The 22,029-nt window shown below is 35.4% G+C and carries 18 protein-coding genes and 1 other annotated feature; of the genes, 8 read left to right on the forward strand and 10 right to left on the reverse strand.

Features of this window, described 5'->3' with window-relative positions; genetic code table 11:
* Position 1: 1 nt before the first annotated feature.
* Positions 2–364: a DUF488 domain-containing protein gene (locus EKM64_RS00440; RefSeq protein ID WP_125674458.1), complete on the reverse strand. Its 363-nt coding sequence runs from the start codon at positions 362–364 to the stop codon at positions 2–4.
* 312 nt (positions 365–676) lie between these two features.
* On the opposite strand from EKM64_RS00440, the gene EKM64_RS00445 reads away from it, so the two are divergent.
* The 6 genes from EKM64_RS00445 to EKM64_RS00470 all read left to right on the forward strand — a co-directional run bounded on the left by EKM64_RS00445 (position 677) and on the right by EKM64_RS00470 (position 6,950).
* Positions 677–1,891, forward strand: a complete 1,215-nt coding sequence (locus tag EKM64_RS00445) for a betaine/proline/choline family ABC transporter ATP-binding protein (RefSeq protein ID WP_125674459.1) — start codon at positions 677–679, stop codon at positions 1,889–1,891.
* Positions 1,888–2,526, forward strand: a complete 639-nt coding sequence (locus EKM64_RS00450; RefSeq protein ID WP_125674461.1) for an ABC transporter permease — start codon at positions 1,888–1,890, stop codon at positions 2,524–2,526. Before EKM64_RS00445 ends, EKM64_RS00450 begins: the two co-directional genes overlap by 4 nt.
* On the forward strand, positions 2,523–3,446 hold the full coding sequence (locus EKM64_RS00455; protein WP_125674463.1) for an osmoprotectant ABC transporter substrate-binding protein: 924 nt from the start codon (positions 2,523–2,525) through the stop codon (positions 3,444–3,446). The genes EKM64_RS00450 and EKM64_RS00455 overlap by 4 nt, the downstream gene beginning before the upstream one ends.
* Positions 3,446–4,108 (forward strand): ABC transporter permease, encoded by a 663-nt coding sequence (locus EKM64_RS00460; protein ID WP_125674465.1) that lies wholly within the window; start codon positions 3,446–3,448, stop codon positions 4,106–4,108. Before EKM64_RS00455 ends, EKM64_RS00460 begins: the two co-directional genes overlap by 1 nt.
* Before the next feature lie 96 nt (positions 4,109–4,204).
* Positions 4,205–4,636 carry an Hsp20/alpha crystallin family protein gene (locus EKM64_RS00465; RefSeq protein WP_125674467.1) on the forward strand — a complete coding sequence of 144 codons (432 nt, stop codon included), beginning with the start codon at positions 4,205–4,207 and terminating at the stop codon, positions 4,634–4,636.
* 154 nt (positions 4,637–4,790) lie between these two features.
* On the forward strand, positions 4,791–6,950 hold the full coding sequence (locus EKM64_RS00470) for a BspA family leucine-rich repeat surface protein (protein ID WP_125674469.1): 2,160 nt from the start codon (positions 4,791–4,793) through the stop codon (positions 6,948–6,950).
* Between the two features lie 70 nt (positions 6,951–7,020).
* On the opposite strand, the gene asnS is transcribed toward EKM64_RS00470, so the two are convergent.
* The 5 genes from asnS to EKM64_RS00495 all read right to left on the reverse strand — a co-directional run bounded on the left by asnS (position 7,021) and on the right by EKM64_RS00495 (position 13,813).
* Positions 7,021–8,409, reverse strand: a complete 1,389-nt coding sequence (gene asnS / locus EKM64_RS00475) for an asparagine--tRNA ligase (RefSeq protein ID WP_125674471.1) — start codon at positions 8,407–8,409, stop codon at positions 7,021–7,023.
* Between the two features lie 280 nt (positions 8,410–8,689).
* Positions 8,690–8,923 (reverse strand) — a binding site (T-box leader).
* A 54-nt stretch (positions 8,924–8,977) separates the two neighbouring features.
* Complete coding sequence (locus tag EKM64_RS00480; protein WP_125674473.1) at positions 8,978–10,321, reverse strand: amino acid permease; 1,344 nt, start codon at positions 10,319–10,321, stop codon at positions 8,978–8,980.
* Between the two features lie 715 nt (positions 10,322–11,036).
* On the reverse strand, positions 11,037–12,035 hold the full coding sequence (locus EKM64_RS00485; RefSeq protein ID WP_164505256.1) for a LacI family DNA-binding transcriptional regulator: 999 nt from the start codon (positions 12,033–12,035) through the stop codon (positions 11,037–11,039).
* A 448-nt stretch (positions 12,036–12,483) separates the two neighbouring features.
* Positions 12,484–13,194, reverse strand: coding sequence for a demethylmenaquinone methyltransferase (locus EKM64_RS00490; protein ID WP_125674477.1), 711 nt, complete (start codon positions 13,192–13,194; stop codon positions 12,484–12,486).
* 10 nt (positions 13,195–13,204) lie between these two features.
* Positions 13,205–13,813 carry a histidine phosphatase family protein gene (locus EKM64_RS00495; RefSeq protein ID WP_125674479.1) on the reverse strand — a complete coding sequence of 203 codons (609 nt, stop codon included), beginning with the start codon at positions 13,811–13,813 and terminating at the stop codon, positions 13,205–13,207.
* Between the two features lie 443 nt (positions 13,814–14,256).
* On the opposite strand from EKM64_RS00495, the gene EKM64_RS00500 reads away from it, so the two are divergent.
* Positions 14,257–15,573 carry a uracil-xanthine permease family protein gene (locus EKM64_RS00500; protein WP_125674481.1) on the forward strand — a complete coding sequence of 439 codons (1,317 nt, stop codon included), beginning with the start codon at positions 14,257–14,259 and terminating at the stop codon, positions 15,571–15,573.
* Positions 15,574–15,643: 70 nt separating this feature from the next.
* On the opposite strand, the gene EKM64_RS00505 is transcribed toward EKM64_RS00500, so the two are convergent.
* Positions 15,644–17,068 (reverse strand): C69 family dipeptidase, encoded by a 1,425-nt coding sequence (locus EKM64_RS00505; RefSeq protein ID WP_125674791.1) that lies wholly within the window; start codon positions 17,066–17,068, stop codon positions 15,644–15,646.
* Positions 17,069–17,191: 123 nt separating this feature from the next.
* Positions 17,192–19,108, reverse strand: coding sequence for a fructose-1,6-bisphosphatase (locus EKM64_RS00510; protein WP_125674483.1), 1,917 nt, complete (start codon positions 19,106–19,108; stop codon positions 17,192–17,194).
* Positions 19,109–19,248: 140 nt separating this feature from the next.
* Here EKM64_RS00510 and EKM64_RS00515 point away from each other — a divergent pair, with 140 nt between their 5' ends.
* On the forward strand, positions 19,249–20,133 hold the full coding sequence (locus EKM64_RS00515; RefSeq protein ID WP_125674485.1) for an aldo/keto reductase: 885 nt from the start codon (positions 19,249–19,251) through the stop codon (positions 20,131–20,133).
* Positions 20,134–20,282: 149 nt separating this feature from the next.
* Here EKM64_RS00515 and EKM64_RS00520 read toward each other — a convergent pair whose 3' ends face one another.
* On the reverse strand, positions 20,283–21,071 hold the full coding sequence (locus EKM64_RS00520; protein ID WP_125674487.1) for a hypothetical protein: 789 nt from the start codon (positions 21,069–21,071) through the stop codon (positions 20,283–20,285).
* Positions 21,072–21,186: 115 nt separating this feature from the next.
* The gene (locus EKM64_RS00525) at positions 21,187–21,957 is read right to left on the reverse strand and encodes an FAD:protein FMN transferase (RefSeq protein ID WP_125674489.1); all 771 of its coding nucleotides are present in this window, start codon (positions 21,955–21,957) and stop codon (positions 21,187–21,189) included.
* Between the last annotated feature and the right edge of the window lie 72 nt (positions 21,958–22,029).

Raw genomic sequence — 22,029 nt, forward strand, 5'->3', positions numbered from 1 at the left:
ACTATTTTATTTTCTTCTTTAAATATTCTATTAATACTTTAGCGTTGTTATTTTCTCGATCTTTAGCACCATAAAGTATCAAAACATCTTGATCTTTAAGTGCCAATTTTACTTTATTTATGAATTCATCAGTATCTTTATTAGCATTTAATTCTGCTAAATACTTTTCTTTAAACTCAGTGAATTTCTCTGGGTCATGACCAAACCATTTTCTTAGTTCAGAAGTAGGGGCAATTTCTTTGGCCCAAATATCTAAATCGGCTTTAATTTTCGACACCCCTCTGGGCCATACACGGTCGATTAAAATTCTGTATCCAGCGGGTAATTCTTTATCATATATACGTCTAACTAATAATTCGTGCATAATTATTTTAGGCCTCTTTTGATTTAATCAGTAATAATTATATCATAGTATATATTGATATTTTTATGATCTCCACCCTTTCTGAAAATAATGAAAGGGCTTTAACTTTTTGCTCATAAATTCTAAACAAATTTTCTTTTTAGGATACCCAAATGTTATTTCAAAATTAACTAAAATTTGTCCTATTCGAGTGTTCCCTTATCATATATACGTTTAGCGCTGTTCAGTGTTTCTTTTAGACCGAAAGCCTTTTGAATTAATGTTCCCATAATTGTATCATAGCAGATGTTGTTAAATTTTATAGGAGGTTTTATGTCTACTGCTAAAGATACTGCTAAAGAAATAGTTTCGTTTAGAAATGTAGCAAAGAAATATCGTGGCGGTTCTGTTGGTGTTGAAAACATCAATGTAACTATCAAAGAAGGTGAATTTGTTTGTTTCATTGGAACTTCTGGTTCTGGTAAAACTACCACCATGCGAATGATAAATCGAATGATTGATCCTAGTAAGGGGACAATCACATTCAAGGGACACAATATCAGACATTACGATCCCGTCAAACTTAGACGTACTATTGGATACGTAATTCAAAATAATGGATTGATGCCTCATATGACGATTCAAGAAAATATTACGCTGGTACCTAGACTTCTCAAATGGCCACAGGAAAAAATGGATAAAAAAGCTCGCGAACTGATCAACTTGGCCGACTTACCGGAAAGTTTTCTAGACCGTTATCCTGCTGAACTATCTGGTGGACAGCAACAAAGAATTGGTGTGGTCCGAGCCTTGGCAGCCGATCAAGATTTGATCTTGATGGATGAGCCATTCGGAGCACTAGATCCGATCACTCGTGATGACTTGCAGGAATTGATCAAGCATCTTCAAGAAGAACTTGGTAAGACGATTGTCTTCGTTACCCACGATATGGATGAGGCTTTAAAACTAGCCACTCATATTGTCATTATGGATAGTGGTCACGTAATTCAAGATGATACGCCGGATAACATTCTGCAACACCCAGCAAACGACTTTGTCAAAGATTTGTTAGGTGAAGAACGTCTGTTGCAAGCTCAACAAAACACCCTCTCAGTAAGTGATATCATGTCGACTAACCCCGCTAAGATAACACTTGGTAAATCCCTAGCTGAAGCTATTAGAACGATGAGTTTGCGTCACGTTGATTATCTTTTGGTAACTGATGATGATAATAAATTAAAAGGTTACATCGATTTGGAAACAATCAATGAGAGATATTCCAAAGACGCTAGTGTCAGTGACATTTACAATCGAACTAGAATGAAGTTCAAAAAAGACTCGTATTTACGAGATACTAGTGAAAAAATCCTTAAACAAGGTTATAAATACGTTCCAATCGTCGATAATGATAATTATTTAATTGGGACCGTTACAAGAGCATCATTGGTAAATATTATTTATGATGCTATTTGGGGTAAAGAAGAGCTGGATAACCCTGATGAAATTAAGCTTCCCGCTTCAATTGCTAAGGGAAGTGATAAATCGTGATTAACTTTCTCAACCAACATGGTTCTGAACTAATCATCAAAACTTGGGAGCAAATTTATATTTCAGCTCTGGCCCTATTCTTAGGAATTCTAGTGGCCGTTCCGCTTGGCATCATTTTAACAAGATATGAAAAAACTGCTAAATATGTGATGTCTATCTCAAGTATGTTACAAACTATTCCTTCCCTAGCACTACTTACACTGATGATCCCGATTTTTGGTATCGGTAAGTTGCCTGCTATTGTGGCATTATTTATATATTCATTATTGCCCATTTTGCGTAATACATACATTGGGATGAACAAGGTCAATAAAAACTTGATCGACGCTGCCAAAGGACTGGGAATGACCACTGCACAATCGATCTTTAAAGTTGAAATACCGATGGCCATGCCGATCATTATGGCCGGGATCAGACTTTCAGCCGTTTATGTTATATCATGGTCTACTTTAGCCTCATACATTGGAGCCGGTGGACTTGGTGATTTCATCTTTAATGGGTTAAATTTGTATAATCCCTCATTAATTATCGGTGGCACGATCCCCGTTTCAATTTTGGCTATTTTAACGGATTATCTCTTAGGAAAATTTGAGAAAAAAGTCACTCCTGTTACAAAAAGTGGGGTGAAAAAGTGAAATTATTCAAAAAGATTTTTACTATCATTTCACTGTTGACCCTAATAACTGTCTCTGGATGCGGCTGGCCTGGACTTGGTGATTCTTCCAAAGACACCATTAAAGTTGCCAGTCTTTCAACTACTGAATCAATGATCATGTCTGAAATCATTATGCAGTTGATCTCACATGAAACTCACTACAAGACTTCTTTAGTTAACAATCTTGGTTCCGGACAACTGATTCACGAAGCTTTAATGCGTGGCGATGCTGATATTGCGGCGGAAAACTTTACTGGTAATGAATTGATCACTACCTTGAATCATCCCGCGATCAAGGATCGCAAAAAAGCTAATCGAGTAGTCACAAAACTCTACAAAAAACGTTTTGATGAAACTTGGTTCCCAACATATGGCTTTTCCAACACATACAATATGTTGGTCACTCAAAAAACAGCTAAGAAATATCATTTAAATACTATTAGTGATATGAAAAAAATTGCTTCTAAAATAAATATTGGTGCCGACAACATTTGGATCAATCGTCCCGATGACGGTTATCCGGCTTTTGCACAGGCCTATGGGTTTGAATTTAAACGAGTCTATCCAATGCAGATTGGACTTGTTTATTCGGCCGTAGCGGCTGGAAAAATGCAGGCCGTTTTAGGATATTCAACCGATGGGCGAATCAAGAGTTACAATTTGAAGATTTTACCAGATGATAAAAAATTCTTCCCACCATACGATGTAAGTATGGTTGTAAATAATAATATTTTGCGTGAGCACCCTGAACTCAAGCCGCTCTTACATCGTTTAGACGGCAAAATATCGCTATCACAAATGCAAAGCATGAACTATGCAGTTGATAATAATTTAAAAGAACCTACGGAAGTAGCCCATCAATTCTTAGTTAAAAATAATTATTTCAGAGGTGATAAATAATGGCTGATCAGCCGTTGTGGAATCAATTAATTTTTTATTTTACACATAATGGTCTTTATATCTTAGAACAATTCGGCCGTCATTTTCTTATTTCATTTTACGGAGTTTTATTGGCTGCAATCGTTGGGATTCCCTTAGGAATCTACATCGCTAACCATTATCGTTTAGGCGATTTTATTATTAGTATTGCAAATGTTATTCAGACAATCCCTTCATTGGCTATGTTATCAATTGTTATGCTAGTTCTCGGATTGGGTGCAAATACTGTTATCGTCACCATTTTTCTCTATTCAATCTTACCAATTTTAAAAAATACTTATACAGGTATGAAAAATGTTGATCCTAACGTTATCGACTCTGCCAAAGGTATGGGGATGACCGGATTACAGTTGTTGTACATGGTCAAATTACCTTTAGCAATGTCTGTTATTATGTCCGGTATCAGAACGGCTATGGTCGTCGCTATCGGTAATACTGCTATTGGAGCCTTCGTCGGCGCTGGCGGTTTGGGTGATTTGATCATTCGTGGTACCAATGCAACTGATGGCGCTCCACTAATTCTGGCTGGTGCTTTACCTACTGCTTTAATGGCTGTCATCACCGATTTAGTTATCGGTTCATTACAAAAATATTTTGAGCCTAATAACCTCCACAAAAAATAGTATTAGCACTCATCATATTAGAGTGCTAAATGTTTGAATTTCTTTCCCAATACGTACTACAATGTACTTGTAATGAGGAAAGGAAGTAATTAGGTTATGACAAACGAAATTATGGATCGTCCTAATGACATTATGAGAAACTTGTTCAACGATCAATGGAGCAATTTCCCATCATTTTTTGGAGATAGTCTCTCAACAGACACCCTAAAAACAGATATTAAAGAATCTGACAAAAACTACGAGTTACATGTAGATATGCCAGCATTCAATAAAAAGGATATTGATATTAACTATCAAAATAATACTTTGACAGTAAGTGGTCATCGCGATAGCTTTAATGATCATGCCGATAAAAATGGCGATATGATCATGAATGAACGCTCAGGCGGTCGCTTCACAAGACAATATCATTTACCAGCAGTTGATGAAAATAATATCAATGCTACATATGACAATGGGGTCTTAAAGGTTATTTTGCCAAAGATGGAACAAAAGAAAAATTCCGAACATCATATCCAAATTAACTAATATTAAGAAGTCGCGTAGGCGGCTTCTTTTTTATGCTTATTTGTTGTATTCTTTCAAATTTTTTTTCATACTTAAGTTAAGTTTGTAGTTTCTTTTTTTATGACTTTTTATTGTTTCACTTTATATTAAATATAATAAGGGGGAAATATACACTATGATAAAAGCCTTTTATAAAACTGGAAGAAATTTACTATTATTATCGGCATTGATAACGGGAGGAATATTCGCCATTGACCATCCAACTATTTCTTCTGCTGACACTGTTAAAGATGATAACCTTGGCGATCCGGTTTTAACAAGTCAAGACGGTGAATCAACCACATGGGCCTTATATCCCATAAATGGTGATGATTCTAATCTGGCCTTACATATAACTTCCGGAGTGCTTCCAACTGACTTCTGGGATACATCATGGACTGATTATAAAGATTATACTGGCGCTAACTACATATCTAAAGTAGTTTTTGATGGTAATGTTACTGCAGGGACTTCCTTATCAAATTTATTTGATAATTATCCAAAATTAACTAGTGTCGAAGGGTTAAATAAACTAGACACTTCAAATACTAGTTCTTTTTCAAATATGTTTTCTAACGATCCATCTCTTAAGTCGTTAGATCTATCTAGCCTAGATACTTCAAGTGCAACTAGCTTTTCAAGTATGTTATCTGGTGACACATCATTAAAATCAATAAAATTATTTGATCTAGTAAAGTTCCCCACATCACCAGCCACGGACTTCTCTAACATGTTCTTAAATGACTCATCCTTAAATTCTTTAGATTTATCAAATGTTAATATGACATTTGCTATCCAAAGAACTTTAGCGAATATGTTGAAAGGCACGACCGGATTGGAAAGTTTAACATTGAGCAAAAATAATATTTTGACTAATACTGGACTAGAAAATGAAATATCAACAGGGGCAACTCTATCCGGATCAGGTTGGAAAAAAGATGGGGAAAATGATTCTACAGCAATTACTAGTACCAAATTAACAGATACTATATATGGTGCTGGTGTAACAAGACCTGATACTACAACCTGGGTCCCAGCAAATATTAAAAAATTAACTTCTTTTTATTTACAATATACAGATTCAAATGGCAATGTCCTTGGTATTGTAACCGATAGTTCCGGAACTAAAACTAATGCCGAAAACGAGACTATTGATCTTTCCGACAGTAAATTTTTTGGAAAAAATGTAGCTCCAGCTGCCAACAATCTCTACTTTTCAGGGTATAAATCCGGATTTGATTCAACTCTAAACTATTCATTTGATGTCCCCGCGTATACATCTGATCCGGTTGCTGCACCAATTAAATTGAATAAAATTGATCCTACAAATATCAATGTAAATATAACCGGAGAAGATGGAACAAAGGTGGATCATTCATTCACAATTCCTGTTAATGATCCTGATTATACTTATGCAAATATTAAAGTACCAAGTTCAGAATTAGACTTAAATAATTCAAAGATCACAATTGGATCATCCGACGAAACCTCACTATCTGATTATATTAAAACTAATAATCTTTCTGTAACTGATTTGAACGGAATACTATCCAGTGCGATTGATAAGTCCATGACCGCAAAAAATGTTTATACTAATGGCACAACTAAAACAGTGAAAATGTATAGTGATGACGATTCGAATACTACGCCCATTTCAATTAATGCCGTGTATAAAAAGACCGATTCAGGTAACTCCGGAAATAATAACAACGGGAGCGACACTGGAATTATTACAGATAATAATCAAGTTGTCGCTACCGGTTCTCAAAATGTTCCGTTGTATAACAGTCAGGGTAAACTACTAACCGACTATGCCCTAGCCAAAAATTCAGATTGGCGTAGTGATAAGCAACTGATCCTAAACGGTATTACATATTATCGTGTCTCTACTGACGCCTGGGTAAAATCTGATGATGTTTATTTATTTGAAAGCGGAAATACAAATGTTTCAGTTCATCACGATAAGTATGCTAAGCTAGTTAACTCTAAAAAAGCTGAAAGTAACCGTGGATTACGTGCATCAAGTGATTGGAAATCTGATCGTTCGACTACGCTTTCTGGCATTAAATACTATCGTGTTTCTACTAATGAATTCGTAAATTCAAATAGTGTTTATCCTTATAAACCAGTGTCTGATGTCTTCTCTGCAACTGACAGTACGGCCATTTATGACGATTATGGAAATAATACTGGTAAAACTTTAAGCCCTGGTTCATACAAAGTTGATCGTATTGGAACTATAAATGGTGAAAGTTACTATCGAGTTTCTACTAATCAATTTGTTAAAATCAATTAATTTTTGAGCTTACAAAACTAAAAAAGCTTCTATGAAAATTTAATTTCATAGAAGCTTTTTATATATCATATTAAAATTCAGCATTTCCTGGTGTTCTAGGATATGCGATCACATCACGAATATTTTTCATACCTGTTAGATACATAACAAGTCTTTCAAATCCGATACCGAAGCCTGAGTGAACTGTTCCACCGTACTTACGTAATTCAAGATACCACTTGTATTCATCTGAATTTAGACCAAAGTCTTTGATCTTTTCTTCTAAGACATCTATACGCTCTTCACGTTGTGATCCACCGATCAACTCACCAATTTCAGGAACTAGTAAGTCGGCAGCGGCAACAGTCTTACCGTCTTCATTAGCACGCATATAGAAAGCCTTGAAGTCCTTTGGATAATCAGTTAGGAATACTGGTTTGCCAAAGACTTTTTCACTTAGGTAACGTTCGTGCTCTGATTCAAGATCTAGTCCCCACTTAACAGGAACTTCAAAGTCAACGTCAGCCTCTTCAAGCAATTCGATAGCCTTAGTATATGTAATTTGAGCAAAATCCTCAGATACAGTATTTGATAAACGTTCGATCAAATGATCATCGATATTGTCATTTAAGAATTGAATTTCTTCTTTAGCATGGTCAAAAACATATTGAACAACATACTTCAATAGTTCTTCAGAAACATTGATCTCATCTTGCATATCAGCAAAAGCCATTTCTGGTTCGATCATCCAGAATTCTGAAGCGTGACGCCCAGTATGTGAGTTTTCAGCTCTAAATGTTGGTCCGAATGTATAAACATTTCTCAATGCCAAAGCAAAGGCCTCAACTTCAAGTTGACCACTAACCGTAAGGTTTGTTTCCTTCTTAAAGAAATCTTCATTGTAATCAACTTTACCTTCATCAGTCTTTGGAACATTGTTCATATCTAAAGTTGTGACTTGGAACATTTCACCAGCGCCTTCAGCATCACTACTTGTAATGATAGGTGTTTGAATGTATGAGAATCCGTTATGTTGTAAGTATTCATGAATAGCAAACGATGCTAATGAACGTACTTTAAAGATTGAATAAAAAGTATTTGTTCTAGGACGCAAATGTGCAATAGTTCTCAAATATTCATACGTATGAGCTTTCTTTTGCAATGGATAATCACTGTCTGAAGTTCCAAGCTCTTTAACAGCAGTAGCATGAATTTCAAATGGCTGTTGTGCACCTGGTGTCAAGGCTAGTTCACCACTGACTTCAATCGTTGTACTGATTGGGAATTTTTTGATTTCATCAAAATCTTCAAGATCATTACTAAAAACGACTTGAACATTCTTCAAAAATGAACCATCATTTACTTCAATAAAACCGATCTTCTTTGAGCCTCTGATAGTTCTGATCCAACCTTCGATAGTGATTTCTTCGCCATCCTTGAATTCTTTAGTAAATAAATCTTTTGCTAAAACTTTTTGCATAACATTTTCTCCTTGTAGTTGTCCTTAACGTCTTTAACGTTTAGGACAAATTATGTGAACATTCAAAAATATCCACGTACTATACATATAAGATCATAAAAGTTTAAAAGTATTTTTTAATTGTCCTAAACGTCTATATCTTAGCGCGGACGCCTTCAGCCTTCGCGTAAATTGCCCTAAACGTCTAATCATCTTAGCGCGGACGCTTTCAGCCTTCGCGTAAATTGCCCTAAACGTCTAAGACGTTAAGGGCAATTAAAAAAAGACCTACATCCCCAATAAAAGGGACGAAAGGTCTTTCCGCGGTACCACCCAAATTGTTTTTTTACAAAAACATCTCAAACAAGCACAAACATACTTGCTGACTATAACGTGTCATAAACGTCAAACCCTACTACTGGTTCAGGCCGATATAAAAAAGATGTTATTCGTAAATACCTGCATGTTAAGTTCACACTGTCCTTAACTCACTGAGAATTGAGTAAATAGTACTTCTTCTTTTCAAAATTATATGTATTAAGCTAATGAAAGAATAGCACGTTTTTTTGTCTCTTGTAAAGTCCTCTTGTCATTCTTTCTTGAAACGAAAGATCCACAACATGAAGATCCAAAATACTAAGGTTACGATCATCGGTATTCTGGTAGATTTCAAAAACACTAATAAAATGAGGATCGAGCCAAAGAATAACAAACTCAAATAATTACTGAATGGATATAAAGGCATCAAATATGTCTTTGTTCCTTGAGGATTTTTTTTACGATATAGTAAATGGCACCAAATCAAGATCATCCAGACGATTATAAAGTTGATTGTTGAAACTGTTGCAATAATCCCAAACACATCTGATGGAATGAAGAAATTCAAGGCAACAATGACCAATAATGCTGCTGCTGAGAATACTAATGCCCAAGCTGGAACGCCATTTTTACCAATCACTTTAAACTTTTTTGGAGCATTGCCTTTTAAACTAAGTGAATACAGTGTTCGGCTAGTACTAAATAAACAACTGTTAGTTGCTGAAAGGGCCGCGGTTAGAACTACAAAGTTCAAGATCCCGGCTGCCCCTCTGATACCTACGCCAGAGAACACTTGCACAAATGGACTGGCCGTTGTTGTTATCTTAAACCACGGATAGACACTCATGATCGCAATCATTGAACCAACGTAAAACAAACCAATTCTTATAGGTAGACTGTTGATTGCTTTGGGCAAATTTGTCTCTGGATCACTAGTTTCCCCGGCTGTAATACCAACCATTTCGATACCGACAAAAGCAAATATTACCATTTGAAATGACATAACAAATCCCTTAATACCAGTCGGGAAAAATCCGCCTTGGTTGAATAGATTACTAAAGCTAGCGTGTCCTCCTCCAACTGGAAAATGAAACAGGGCCATTCCAAATCCAACTACTACTAATAAAATTATTGCTATAACTTTAATTGTTGAAAATCCTGATTCTAATTCACCAAATAACTTAACATCAACAAAATTCATTGCGAACAATAGTAACAAAATAACTAGTGCTGACATCCACTGAGGAACATCTGGTAACCAATATTTAATATAAATACCAGATGCTGTAAGATCGGCCATCGCGACCGTGATCCAGCAAAGCCAATAGGCCCAACCGGCCGCGAACTCAGCTCGGTCGCCAAGATACATTCTAATAAATTCCAAAAATGAATGTTTAGAGGTATCGGATAATAATAATTCTCCAATGGCACGCATCATGAAGAAACAAAATATTCCAGCAATCATATATGCCAAAATAATCGAAGGTCCAGATTCATGAATCGCATCACCAGATCCTAAAAACAATCCGGTCCCGATTGCACCACCAATGGCAATCATCTGAATATGTCTGCTTCCTAATGATCGAGAAAGCGAGTTTTTAGTTTCTTCTTGCATCGAATCTCCCCTTAATTTTGTATAAAAAAATACCCCTAGTACAATTAAGTACTAGGGGCGTTTTACACGCGGTTCCACCCAAGTTTTACAATGCAATGCATTGTCTCTAAAGCTGATAAAGGTAGCCGCCTTTTTTAGTACACCAATTGATCCTAGTCAGCTTTCAGCCAAGGCTGACATCTCTTTAAAATATGTGATTAGTATACTAGAAACCATTTAAAATGCAAATATCGATTGAATTATTCACAAATAATTCATATTTTACCAACAATTAATTCATACTATCAGGATATTATAGTAATTGTAGAAAAGAGATATCAAGTATCCCTCTTCTCATCCCCTATAACATATATATTTAATCCCCTACTTAAAAGACGTTCCTCCCCAGAACGTCTTTTTTAATATTTAATAAGCAATGTTAGTAGTAGTGAAAAACAAATTAGGTTATACTATTCCTGTAGGGATTAGCAATATTCCTTACAGGGAAGGTATTGAAATATACCTAACTATTTTTGATGGACTTGAGAATTTATAAATGAAAAGACCCGCCGAAGTATTAAGAATTCATAAACAATTCATATTTTTGTAATAGTTACTTCATGACGAGCCTGTATTGTATTACTTGTAGATAAGAGAGTATCAACTTCTCTTTTCTCATCCCCCCTATAACATATATTTAATCCCCTAAAAAAAGCATCTTCCCCAGATGCTTTTTTTATTTGTCTATAAGTTTATCTAAGGGATCATCATCCAAATCAGGAATGATCTCATTTAATTTCCCTCGCGTAATGAATCTTGAAGGAATTTCTTTTTTTATGATCTTCTTTTCGAATAATAAGTCAAACGCTGTCTCACCAATACTGTCTAATCTGTGATCCACTGTTGAAAAGTCCAGTAGAAAACTGCTAGATAAATTTTCCTGACCAATTACTAAAGCCGGATGATTTATTTCTTGAAGCTTCTTCAAAGCTCCGGCAGCAATTTGATCCCCATTGGCAAAAATGACTTCCAAATTCGGATCATTTTCTACCAATTTACCGGCGGCAGTGATTCCATCATACATATTTTTAGCATCACGATACAACATTCCTTTAGGAATTGAATGCCCAAAAACATTCTCATAAGATTTAGTCGTCAGTTTAGCACTTTGACTAACGATCTCGCTTCTGCTGACAGTTAATCCAATATGAGAATAACCAGCGCCCTTTAAAATTTGTAAAACATTCCCAAAAGATTTTTTACGATCTGTAAAAGCACAGGATAGCGGATAATCAAAAGTATCCTCACAACAAACAAGTCCACCAAAATTTCGATACTTAATTATGTTACTGAACGGAATAGCCCGTGAAGTAAAAATCAGTCCGTCAAAAGCTTGATGCTTTAACATATTCAAATAACGCATTTCGTAATCTGGATTATAATTGGTCGGTAACAATGTTACTTGATAATTTTCCATTAAGGCCTTTTCTGTGATGGCATCCGCCAATTTTTGAAAATAGGGATGATTAATGTATGGTAAAACTACGCCAATACGATAAGATTTCCCAAGGCTGAGCGCTCTGGCCAAATCATTTCGATGATAATTTAATTCCTCCATCGCTGATAATATATCTGACCTGGTTTGTTCAGAAACATAGCCTTTTTGATTTAAAACTCTCGATACAGTGGAAACTGAATGTCCTGAAACCTTTGCCACATCACGAATATTTGCCATTTTATCACCTCTACTAATACTATAAAGCATCGAACCAGTTCTACAGCAAAAATTAATGATTTTTATAGTAGTTATCTAACTAACATATGATTAGACATGAGTGACCAGTCATATGTTAGAGGACTAACATTAATATTGAAACTGGAATATCGATTTATATACAATTATGGTAAAATTCACACTTTCTTCACATTTTGAATATATTTGTTTCACACTTGGCCTGTATATTAGTAATTGTAGAAGAGAGATACAAGTATTTCCCTTCTCATCCCCCTATAACATATATTTAATCCCCTAAAAAAATATTTAAAGAACATCCCTCCCCAGGATGTTCTTTTTTTGTATCCAAAATTATCAAAAGAGGCATTTTTATCACAAATAAGAACAATTTAGTCATAGTTTACTAGAAATTTCTTACGGTCGAAGGTGGGAATATATCCCAACTTTCTTATTCAGATTTCTTTCCAAAATGCACAGCGGCCGATTTTAACATCAAATTATCAACCTTTACATCAGTAAATCCCGCCTCGTGATACATCTCGACCAACTTAGAAATACTGACAAACTTATTAACTGAATCATCCAAATATTGATATTCGTTCTTTCTTGAAGCAAATACTTTACCCATCATTGGCATGATCTTATTGAAGTAAACCCTCCAACCTAAACGAATCACTGGAGTTTCTACCTTAAATGCTTCAAGACAGACAATTTCTCCACCTGGCTTTAACACCCGATATATTTCTGACAATACTTTATTGGCATCGGGGACATTTCGCAATCCAAATCCAATCGTAACTACATCAAAAGTTTCATCGGAGAAATTCAAATTCATGGCATCTCCAGCCAATAATTCAACATTCTCCAACTTCGATTTAGCGACCTTAGATTGTCCAATTTTTAACATTTCTTGGCTAAAATCCATCCCTGAAATTTTGGCAGTTGGAAAACTATGTCCTAACAAAATAGTCCAGTCGGCGGTACCACAGCAGAGATCTAATATCCGTTTAGGACGATTATCAATCATCCTCGTGGCAGTATCACGCCATTTTTTATGTGTTCCAAGACTCATGATCGAATTTAATTTATCATAATTTTCTGCAATTGAGTTAAAAGTATTCTCAACATCTTTTTCTGGAACTTTATTAGTTAAACCCATTATCTGACCTCTAATCTATATCCGTTTGACGACCGTAATATGTCAAAAATCTAGTGCCTGATTCTGTAAGTCGATACTTTGAAACACCACCATTACCAGGTTGAACGATTGCAGAAATATTTTGCGCTCCTGTAATCACTTTTAAAAATGAACGACTGATAAAGCCATGACAAACGGCCATAATTTTTCGATCGCCCTTCTTTGCTATCTCCGTCATAAAGTCATCTACACGTTTATAAACGTCTTCATAGTCTTCACCATCATCGACATATTTCTTATATTCTGGGAACAAAAATTGATTTTCATCGAATACTTCAGGGTATTCAGACATCAATTCCGCCTCACTGGCACCATCCCATTTTCCATATCGAGCCTCGATCAATCGATTATCAATTTTGATATCATGTACTCCCTGATTCAAAATTTCCGCAGTTTGTTTAGCACGGATCAACGGACTAGTATATATTTCATCAAAATCACCAATATTTATTTCCTTAGCTAAGTTCTTTGCCTGTTTAATACCAACATCATTTAAAGGTAAATCGGTCAAACCACCGTTAAGTCTCCTTTGAGAATTAGAATCAGTTTCCCCATGTCTCACAACATACAATTCAACCATAAAGTATATACTCCTAACTGTTTGTTAACGCTTAATCATTACTTTTTTAGTATTCCATTGTTGACATTAGTTTTCAACTTTATTATAGTTAAGAAAATCAAACAGTCCTTTAACTTTGGTCCCGTGAGGCTAAAAAGGTTCACTTATGTCTTTTATTTCGTTTGCATACACACGGGATAGAGGGCTTTTTTTTTGAGAGAGCAAAACAAAACGTCTAACTCTTGAGTATTACCTAGTATACTGATGATGGTGGTTTATGCCATTATCAGTATTCGTAGTAAACGCAGAGAGCTGTTTTGTGTAGCCCGTTTTAGTATAGAGAGCAAAACAAAACGTCTAGCCCTTGAGTATTACCTAGGATACTGATGATGGTGGTTTATGCCATTATCAGTATTCGTAGTAAACGCAGAGAGCTGTTTTGTGTAGCTCGTTTATAGAGTGGAATGCAAAGTAAAAACAGGGGGATATTTATTTTGGATACAAACGACAAGAAATACCGGAATCCTGACGCGGTCATTGATTTATACGAACGACCACCTTTAGGTAGTTGGTGGTTATTATCACTACAGCACTTATTTTCGATGTTTGGGGCAACGGTCTTAGTTCCGTTACTGATCGGTTTAGATCCTGGTATTGCCCTATTTAGTTCTGGTATTGGTACTATTCTTCATATTTTAATTACTAAGGGTAGAATTCCTGCCTACATGAGTTCCAGTTTCTCATTTATCGTTCCTAGTATTGCATTAATGAAAACTGCCGGATATGCTGGTGTTGCTCAAGGTACTATTGCCGTTGGTATCGTCTACTTAGTAGTCGCATTACTGATTGCTTTTATTGGTGCAGATTGGATCGATAAGGCTTTACCTCCAATCGTAGTTGGTCCGATCATTATTGTTATCGGACTATCAGTTGCAGGAAGTGCTGCTGACAACGCTATGATGAATAATGGCCACTATGATTTGAAATATTTTATAATTGCTATGATCACATTATTTTTAACTGTCTTATTCAATATGTATTTTAAAGGATTCTGGAGCAACATTGCGATACTACTTGGTATAGTTTGTGGATACCTTATTTCAGTTTCCTTTGGAATCGTTGATTTCTCTAAAGTCATCTCAACACCTTGGTTTCAATTACCAAACTTTGAATTTCCATTTATAAGTTACACACCTAAAAAAATCTATTGGGATGCTATATTGAGTTTCGCTCCCATTGCATTTGTTACTATGGCTGAACATTTGGGTCATATCATGGTACTTGATGAATTAACTCATAGAAATTTCTTCAAAAATCCTGGTCTACACAGAACTCTTGCTGGTGATGGTACGGCTTCTATTTTCGCCGGTTTAGTTGGTGGACCACCTATCACATCATATGGTGAGAATATCGGTGTTATGGCCGTTAATAAGATTTTCAGTGTCTACGTTATTGTCGGTGCGGCTGTATTTGCTGCTTTATTCGGATTTGTTGGTAAATTGAGCGCCTTGATCCAAACAATCCCTGGACCCGTAATTGGTGGTATCAGTTTTGTTCTCTTTGGTGTTATCGCATCTAGTGGTCTGAGAATTCTAGTAGATAATAAAGTTGACTTTAACCAAAAGCATAATTTAATGATTGCATCTGCCATCCTAGTTATTGGTATCGGTAATGCATACTTGAAGATCGGTACCTTCCAATTTACAGGTATCGGTGTTGCTACAATCGTTGGTATCGTCTTGAATCTTCTCTTACCTAAGAGAGCTTTATCTGAACAATAAAACAAGCAAAAAAGTCATCTGAGAATTAATCTCAGATGACTTTTTTTATTTATTTTTAAATAATTATATTTTATAGATTTTGACCTTTTTCCCAAGTTGTCTTTGACAATAGTAATCCATGTTTTACTAACTCATCAAATAATTTATAAGTTCTCTTGGAAATTTCATTAGCTGTTTCAATGTTGTTCTTTGTTAAGAAGTCAGTAACATCACTCTTACCTTCAACAGCAGCATCTGTTGCAGCGACTCTTGAACGAGCATATGATTGACAGCCATTTCTAAAGGCATTGATGGCTTCAACATATTCATGGAAGTGAGGCTCGATGAGTACAGATAATGTCTTATTTAACCAGTAAACATTATGAACATCGACTTCTTGTGTTGTATTCTTATAGTCTTCTGGAGTGTCATTGGCATTTGCATAGAATGGAACATATGGTGCATAAGCGAAGAAGCCCATTGCGATCCATTGAACAGCGGCATGAGCGGAGTCAACACCATTTCTAATTTGCAAAATTGATGAAATTTGATTACGATCCATAGCAATTGAACGATACTTTCTTTGTTCATCAGCTGTACCTGAAGCGTAAGTTCCGAATGGATCGTATGGTGTACCGTTGTAATGTGATGATAGAAATTCTTGTACATCTTCAATAGCTAATTTCTTAGCTGGTTTACGAGTCAATGGCATATCTTGGTCAGTTGGTTTTTGATCAGTTATTTCTGGATTGAATAATTTTTGACCATACCAAGTACGTGGAGTGTTGTAATAAGCATCATCTTCACCATGAGTTCCGAAGATCTCACGGAAGTTGAACTTACCTGGTGTAGGATTCAATTGATATTTATCAGCAAATTCTACCAAGTCAGTAGCAACTAAGAAGTTATCTGTATCACTTGGATCGATCTCTTGAATCAATGTTTGATTAGGAACAATAGCATATGTATCTTCTGGTAAACGCATTGCTGCCCAGTGATGACCACCAACTATTTCTAGTAACCAAACATCATCATTATCATTAAATGCAATACTGTTACTTTCACCAGTACCATATTTTTCAATCAAAGAGCCAAGTCTTTCGACACCCTCTTTAGCAGTCTTGATATATGGCAAAACTAATGAAACCATGGCTTCTTCATCAACGCCATCGTGAACTAGTGGATCATATCCAAGTACACGAGCATTTGTAGCTGTAGTTTCAGTAGCACTCATACCAACATTAAATTCATTAATACCTGATTCTTCCCATTGGCCATCGCTTTGGTCAGCTTGTGGTGTACAAGTATAATGATATGCATGATCTGGAAGAGGTACGTCCACACCAGTTACAACTGAGTGGAACGAAGCGTTCTTCTGATCCTTTGCTTCATGGACGATATATCTAAGTGGATTGATTGGACCATAACCATCTTGATTACGAGCTACAATCGTAGAACCATCCATTGTTGCGCCCTTTCCTACTATAATCTCTGTACAATCGGAACTTTTCTTCATCATCTTGTTGCCTCCCTTACAACACCAGTATAGGATTATAATTTTTTAAGTAAAGGGGATTGTGAAAAAAATAATTAAAAATATAGGCCAAAAAAGGCTTGAAATATGAAGTCTACAATTGTACTAGGCTTTGATTGTTTGCTTTTTCTCAATGCTATCTAGTCGTGCCGTTAAATTTTCAATTTGTTTCTTCAAACTAATACCAATATCTGTATCACCAACTGTTGTTCGCTTAACAGATTGTTCGATAACACGTTTAGTAGAAACAACATCTGTCATATCAGCAATGGCTCTTTTTCTAGTTGTAAAAGGTTCGTGAGTTACCAGTTGGAACCCGTAAGAATTAGACAAAAGTGTATAACCACCAATTCCGGTTGTCTTATGATAGGGTTTCGACATTCCACCATCTATTACAAATATCTTTCGATTAGCCATGATTGGTGAGTGGCCGAGCTTAACCGGCGTATGACCATTTACGATATGACCATTTTCAGGATCTAGGCCAAATTCACTAAGTAATTCATCCGCAAACCATTCTTCTTTTCTCAACGAATAGTATGGATTTTTTACTTCATGATGAGTTTCAATATCTTCAATAAAGTATCTTTCAAAAGTTGTCATCGCACGTTTACCAAACAATGGTGACATTTTTCCGGTCCAAAGATACCAAATAATATCAGAATTTAAACAATCAACTAATTTAGGCTTCTGAAAACCTTCTTTGAGAATTTTTTCAAAGAAATCAAATAAATCTTTACCTGCATAGGTCTGACCATCCACGGTCCAACCTAACATTTTGCCATCTTCATCAACCGGCACACAGCCATGCAATAGTAAATTGCCATTATATTTAAGATACATTGAACCGTTGTTCATCATATAAGCCATGTGATAGCGCAATTTAGGTGCATCAATAAATTGTTGTGAGAGATCAATTAGAATTTTTTCTTCTTCATCAGTTAATTTGTATGGATCATCTGGATTTACCAGCTGAAAGCATCCATCTACGATTGGATAAACCTTACCGTCGATTTCAATCGTCTTACGATCTGAGCTTAATTTATCAAGTAACATTCTTTCTGACATTTGAAAATCAGGATTACGCTCTATTGCTTGTCCTTCCAGCTTAAACTGCATAATAGAAATAGCTTGTTGAACACAATTATCATAACAAGCGTCATCGTCAGGAATCTTGGCACCAGTATCCGATTTAGGTTGAAATGAGTTCAGCGGTTTATAGTATTTTTCAGCAAAGGCTCTTAAATCACTTAAACCAATACCATAATTCGTTAATAGACGTAGATTATTGTAACGGGCACTGATCCTGATCAAATTTGCCATACACAGTTTTGAGCCAGCAGCACTACCGATCCATAAAATGTCATGATTGCCCCACTGAAAATCTAAACTGCCCCAACGCTTCATCAAGTGATCAATGATATAGTCAGGATGTGGCCCACGATCATAAACATCCCCAATAATATGCAAATGGTCAACCACCAATCTTTGAATAGTATGACATGTTGAAATAATGAAGGAATCCGCCATATCAAGACGAATAATGCTTTCCATCACTTCATAATAATATTTATATTTAGCATTGTCATTAGAGTCCGCATATAGTAATTCTTCAGTTATATAAACAAAATCATCTTTAATAGCTTTTCTGACTTTTGAGCGAGTATACTTACTCGAAGTATAGCGAAGCATTTCGATCAATTCATTAAATGTGTCTATATACCATTGTGACAAACTACCCTCATCCGGCATCTGTTCTTTAGTCTGTCTCAAAATTTCTGTTGGATAATAAATCAAAAAGGCGAGTCTTTTTTGACTTTCAGCTGTCAACCGACCAGTAAACAATTCGGAAATTTTTTGACGCGTATTTCCGGAACCATTTCGTAAAATATGAGCGAATTCATCATATTCACCATGAATATCACTTACAAAGGCCTCAGTTCCCTTTGGCAAGTTCAGAATAGCCGAAAGATTAATGATTTCTGATTTAATTTCATTACTGGTTGTGAATATTTTTTCCATAATTCCTAGTAGACCTCTTTCTAATGTAAGGGTTTCATACATTGATAATATGCAACAACTTGAACTATACCAAATATCAAGTTGTTTTCCAAGTTTCACAAAATAAAATGCGTTAAAATATTAATTATGGAGGTATGTTTATGAGCTTAAATATTGAATCATGCGTAACATTAAATAATGGCGTGAAAATGCCCCAATTAGGTATGGGTGTGTGGCAGGTTAACAACACTCAAGCTTCAGAGTCCGTTCAATGGGCTTTAAAACACGGTTACAAAGCCATTGATACAGCAAAACAATATGGTAACGAAAAAGGTGTCGGTATTGGACTTCAAAAAGGTCTTGTTGAAAACAACCTAAAACGTGAAGATATTTTCTTAACTACTAAAATTTATAATGGTGATCAAGGTTATGAATCAACTTTGAAACAATTTGAAGGACAGTTAAAGAACTTACAAACGGATTATGTTGATCTTTTACTTATTCATTGGCCAGTTGATGGAACTTATTTATCTGCTTGGAAGGCCTTAGAAGAAATTTATCATCAAGGTAAGGCACGTGCCATCGGAGTTTCAAACTTTAATATCACTAAATTACAAGATATTCTAAAAACGGCTTCCGTTAAACCGGCTGTTAACCAAATGGAATTTCATCCTCTTTGCCAAGAAGAGGACATTAAGAACTTCTGTGATGAGCAAAACATCTATCTAGAGGCTTGGTCACCACTAGGCAGTGGTACTGTTCTTAAAGATACAAGACTTCAAAAAATTGCTGAGAAATACAATAAATCGGTTGCTCAAGTTATCTTACGTTGGGACTTGCAACGTGACATCATTACAATTCCTAAATCATCTCACGAGGCAAGGATCGAGCAAAATGCTGATATCTTCAATTTTGAATTGAATGAAGATGATGTCAACGAGATCAATGGTCTTGATATTGATCAAAGAAGTCTCTGGTATGGTAGTTTTACATGGCATGGTAATCCTGATGGGTATCAAGATTCCGTTGAAGAATGGGACGATTAATTTTCCTACTATTGACTGTCTTGGCCTTAGACTCTTCAGTTATATAATAAATATGGGCATCCATTTTTTGGATGCCTTTTTCGTTGGAAAGATAGAATTGAGTTTAAATTCACACAAAAAGCCTGGAAGAATTGATCTTTCAAGCTTTTTTAATATTTTTTCATAAAAATGTCACCTAACGAACCTTCTCTAAAATTAATATTTCCAAGTTTCTCATCAACCATCATGCCCGTTAAATGCGATTCTGCAATTAGTTTGGGAAACTCTCGCGTACCTACTGCCAAACCTGCAATTGCCCACACTCTAGCGTCTGTCACGTTACTGTTAATAACTGTAACTTGTTGAATATGGCTTTTATTACTGATCAAGGCATGCTTAACATCCATTTTTTCCAACGTTGTAATTGCAGCATTTTGTAAATAGTATGTTGCTGCTATTTGATCAGAACCTGGTTTCATAATTGGAATCGTCCAATGATAATCACTATCAGAAGTACTGATCAGTGTATCGCTACCATCGCTAAATTTTACTGCAACGATTTCATTTTCCTTCAATAATGGTCTGAGATACTTATCAAAAACTTCATCAATGATCCAGCCCTTAATAAACTCTGTAGGATCATATTTACTGCCAAAATTCGTACTGAAGTAATGATGTGTCATTTGTTCAGCAATAACCGTTTGTGTGTAAATATCACTGAACGTATCCGATTCAATCAAAGGTCTTTGACTTCCTGATTGAAATGCTACAACCAGAGAGTCCTTTTTAACTGGTGAAAATTTTTCATCCATTTCTTTTAAATACTTCTTTATGTTTTCGGTTGCTACATTAAATAATTCTTTTACATTTTCATTATTAGCACGAGTAATTAATTTAATTGAATATTGATTCTCTAATTCACCAACTTTACAACTTAATGAATTATATTTTTCGGTCATAGGCAATCTGCCTTTCTATTTAGATTTCTTGTTTGATTATACTTAAAAGTATATAGACCATTTATGAAGTTCCTATGACTTAAAATTGTAATAAATTGGAACTTTTAGCGAATTTTTAAGCTTGTTTTAAGATTCCATTTTTAAAGGGTATTTCTCCTTCCTCTTGATCAAATAAAATACCGGTCAATTTTGATTTCCAAATCATCTGTGAGAATTTCTTGATGCCTGCTGAAATACCCGTTTTAGCCCAAACATCAGCATCTATCAAACCTGCACTAAAAATAGTAACTTGTTTGATTTTGCTAATATCATTTTGATCATCAATCATTTCAGAAGTTGCTACGGAACCATTTTTTAAATAATATCCTGTAGCGATACCTTGAAAATCATTAGGATCCTTAATACCAATTTCCCAATAAAAGTCAGCACCTTTCCGGGTGGCAACTTTCATATCACCACCGCTAGTAAGAGAGACACCACTGATTTCAGAATTATTTAGTAATGGACGTAAGTTTTTTTCAAAGACTTTTTCGATTATCCAACCCTTGATCAATCCTGAAGAGTCATTTTCAATTTCTAAATTTCCTTCAACTTTCGCACCAGTCATTTCATCGGCCAATTTGGCTTGAGCAAAAATGGACTGGAAAGTGTCATAGTCAAGCAGAGGATCGATACTTCCACTTTGCAATTTACGTATCAATGAATCTGTTCTGAAAGGATAAACACCATCAACTATCTGTGCTAAATCTTTTTCGATAGAAAAACATGTTTGATGAAAAATATCCTGAGTAATCCTGTCATAATTCTTAGTAGCCAGTTTGATCGTAAAAGGAACATTAAGTACTTCTACAATTCGACTTGGAAAATAATATTTATTTTCTGACATAATAATCAACTCGCTTTCAACTCTTAGTTTCCGCGATTATATAAATTAAATGTGACTTTTTTGTGACAGGTG

Origin of the sequence: Companilactobacillus keshanensis (assembly GCF_003946205.1) — a bacterium.
Lineage (GTDB): Bacteria > Bacillota > Bacilli > Lactobacillales > Lactobacillaceae > Companilactobacillus > Companilactobacillus keshanensis.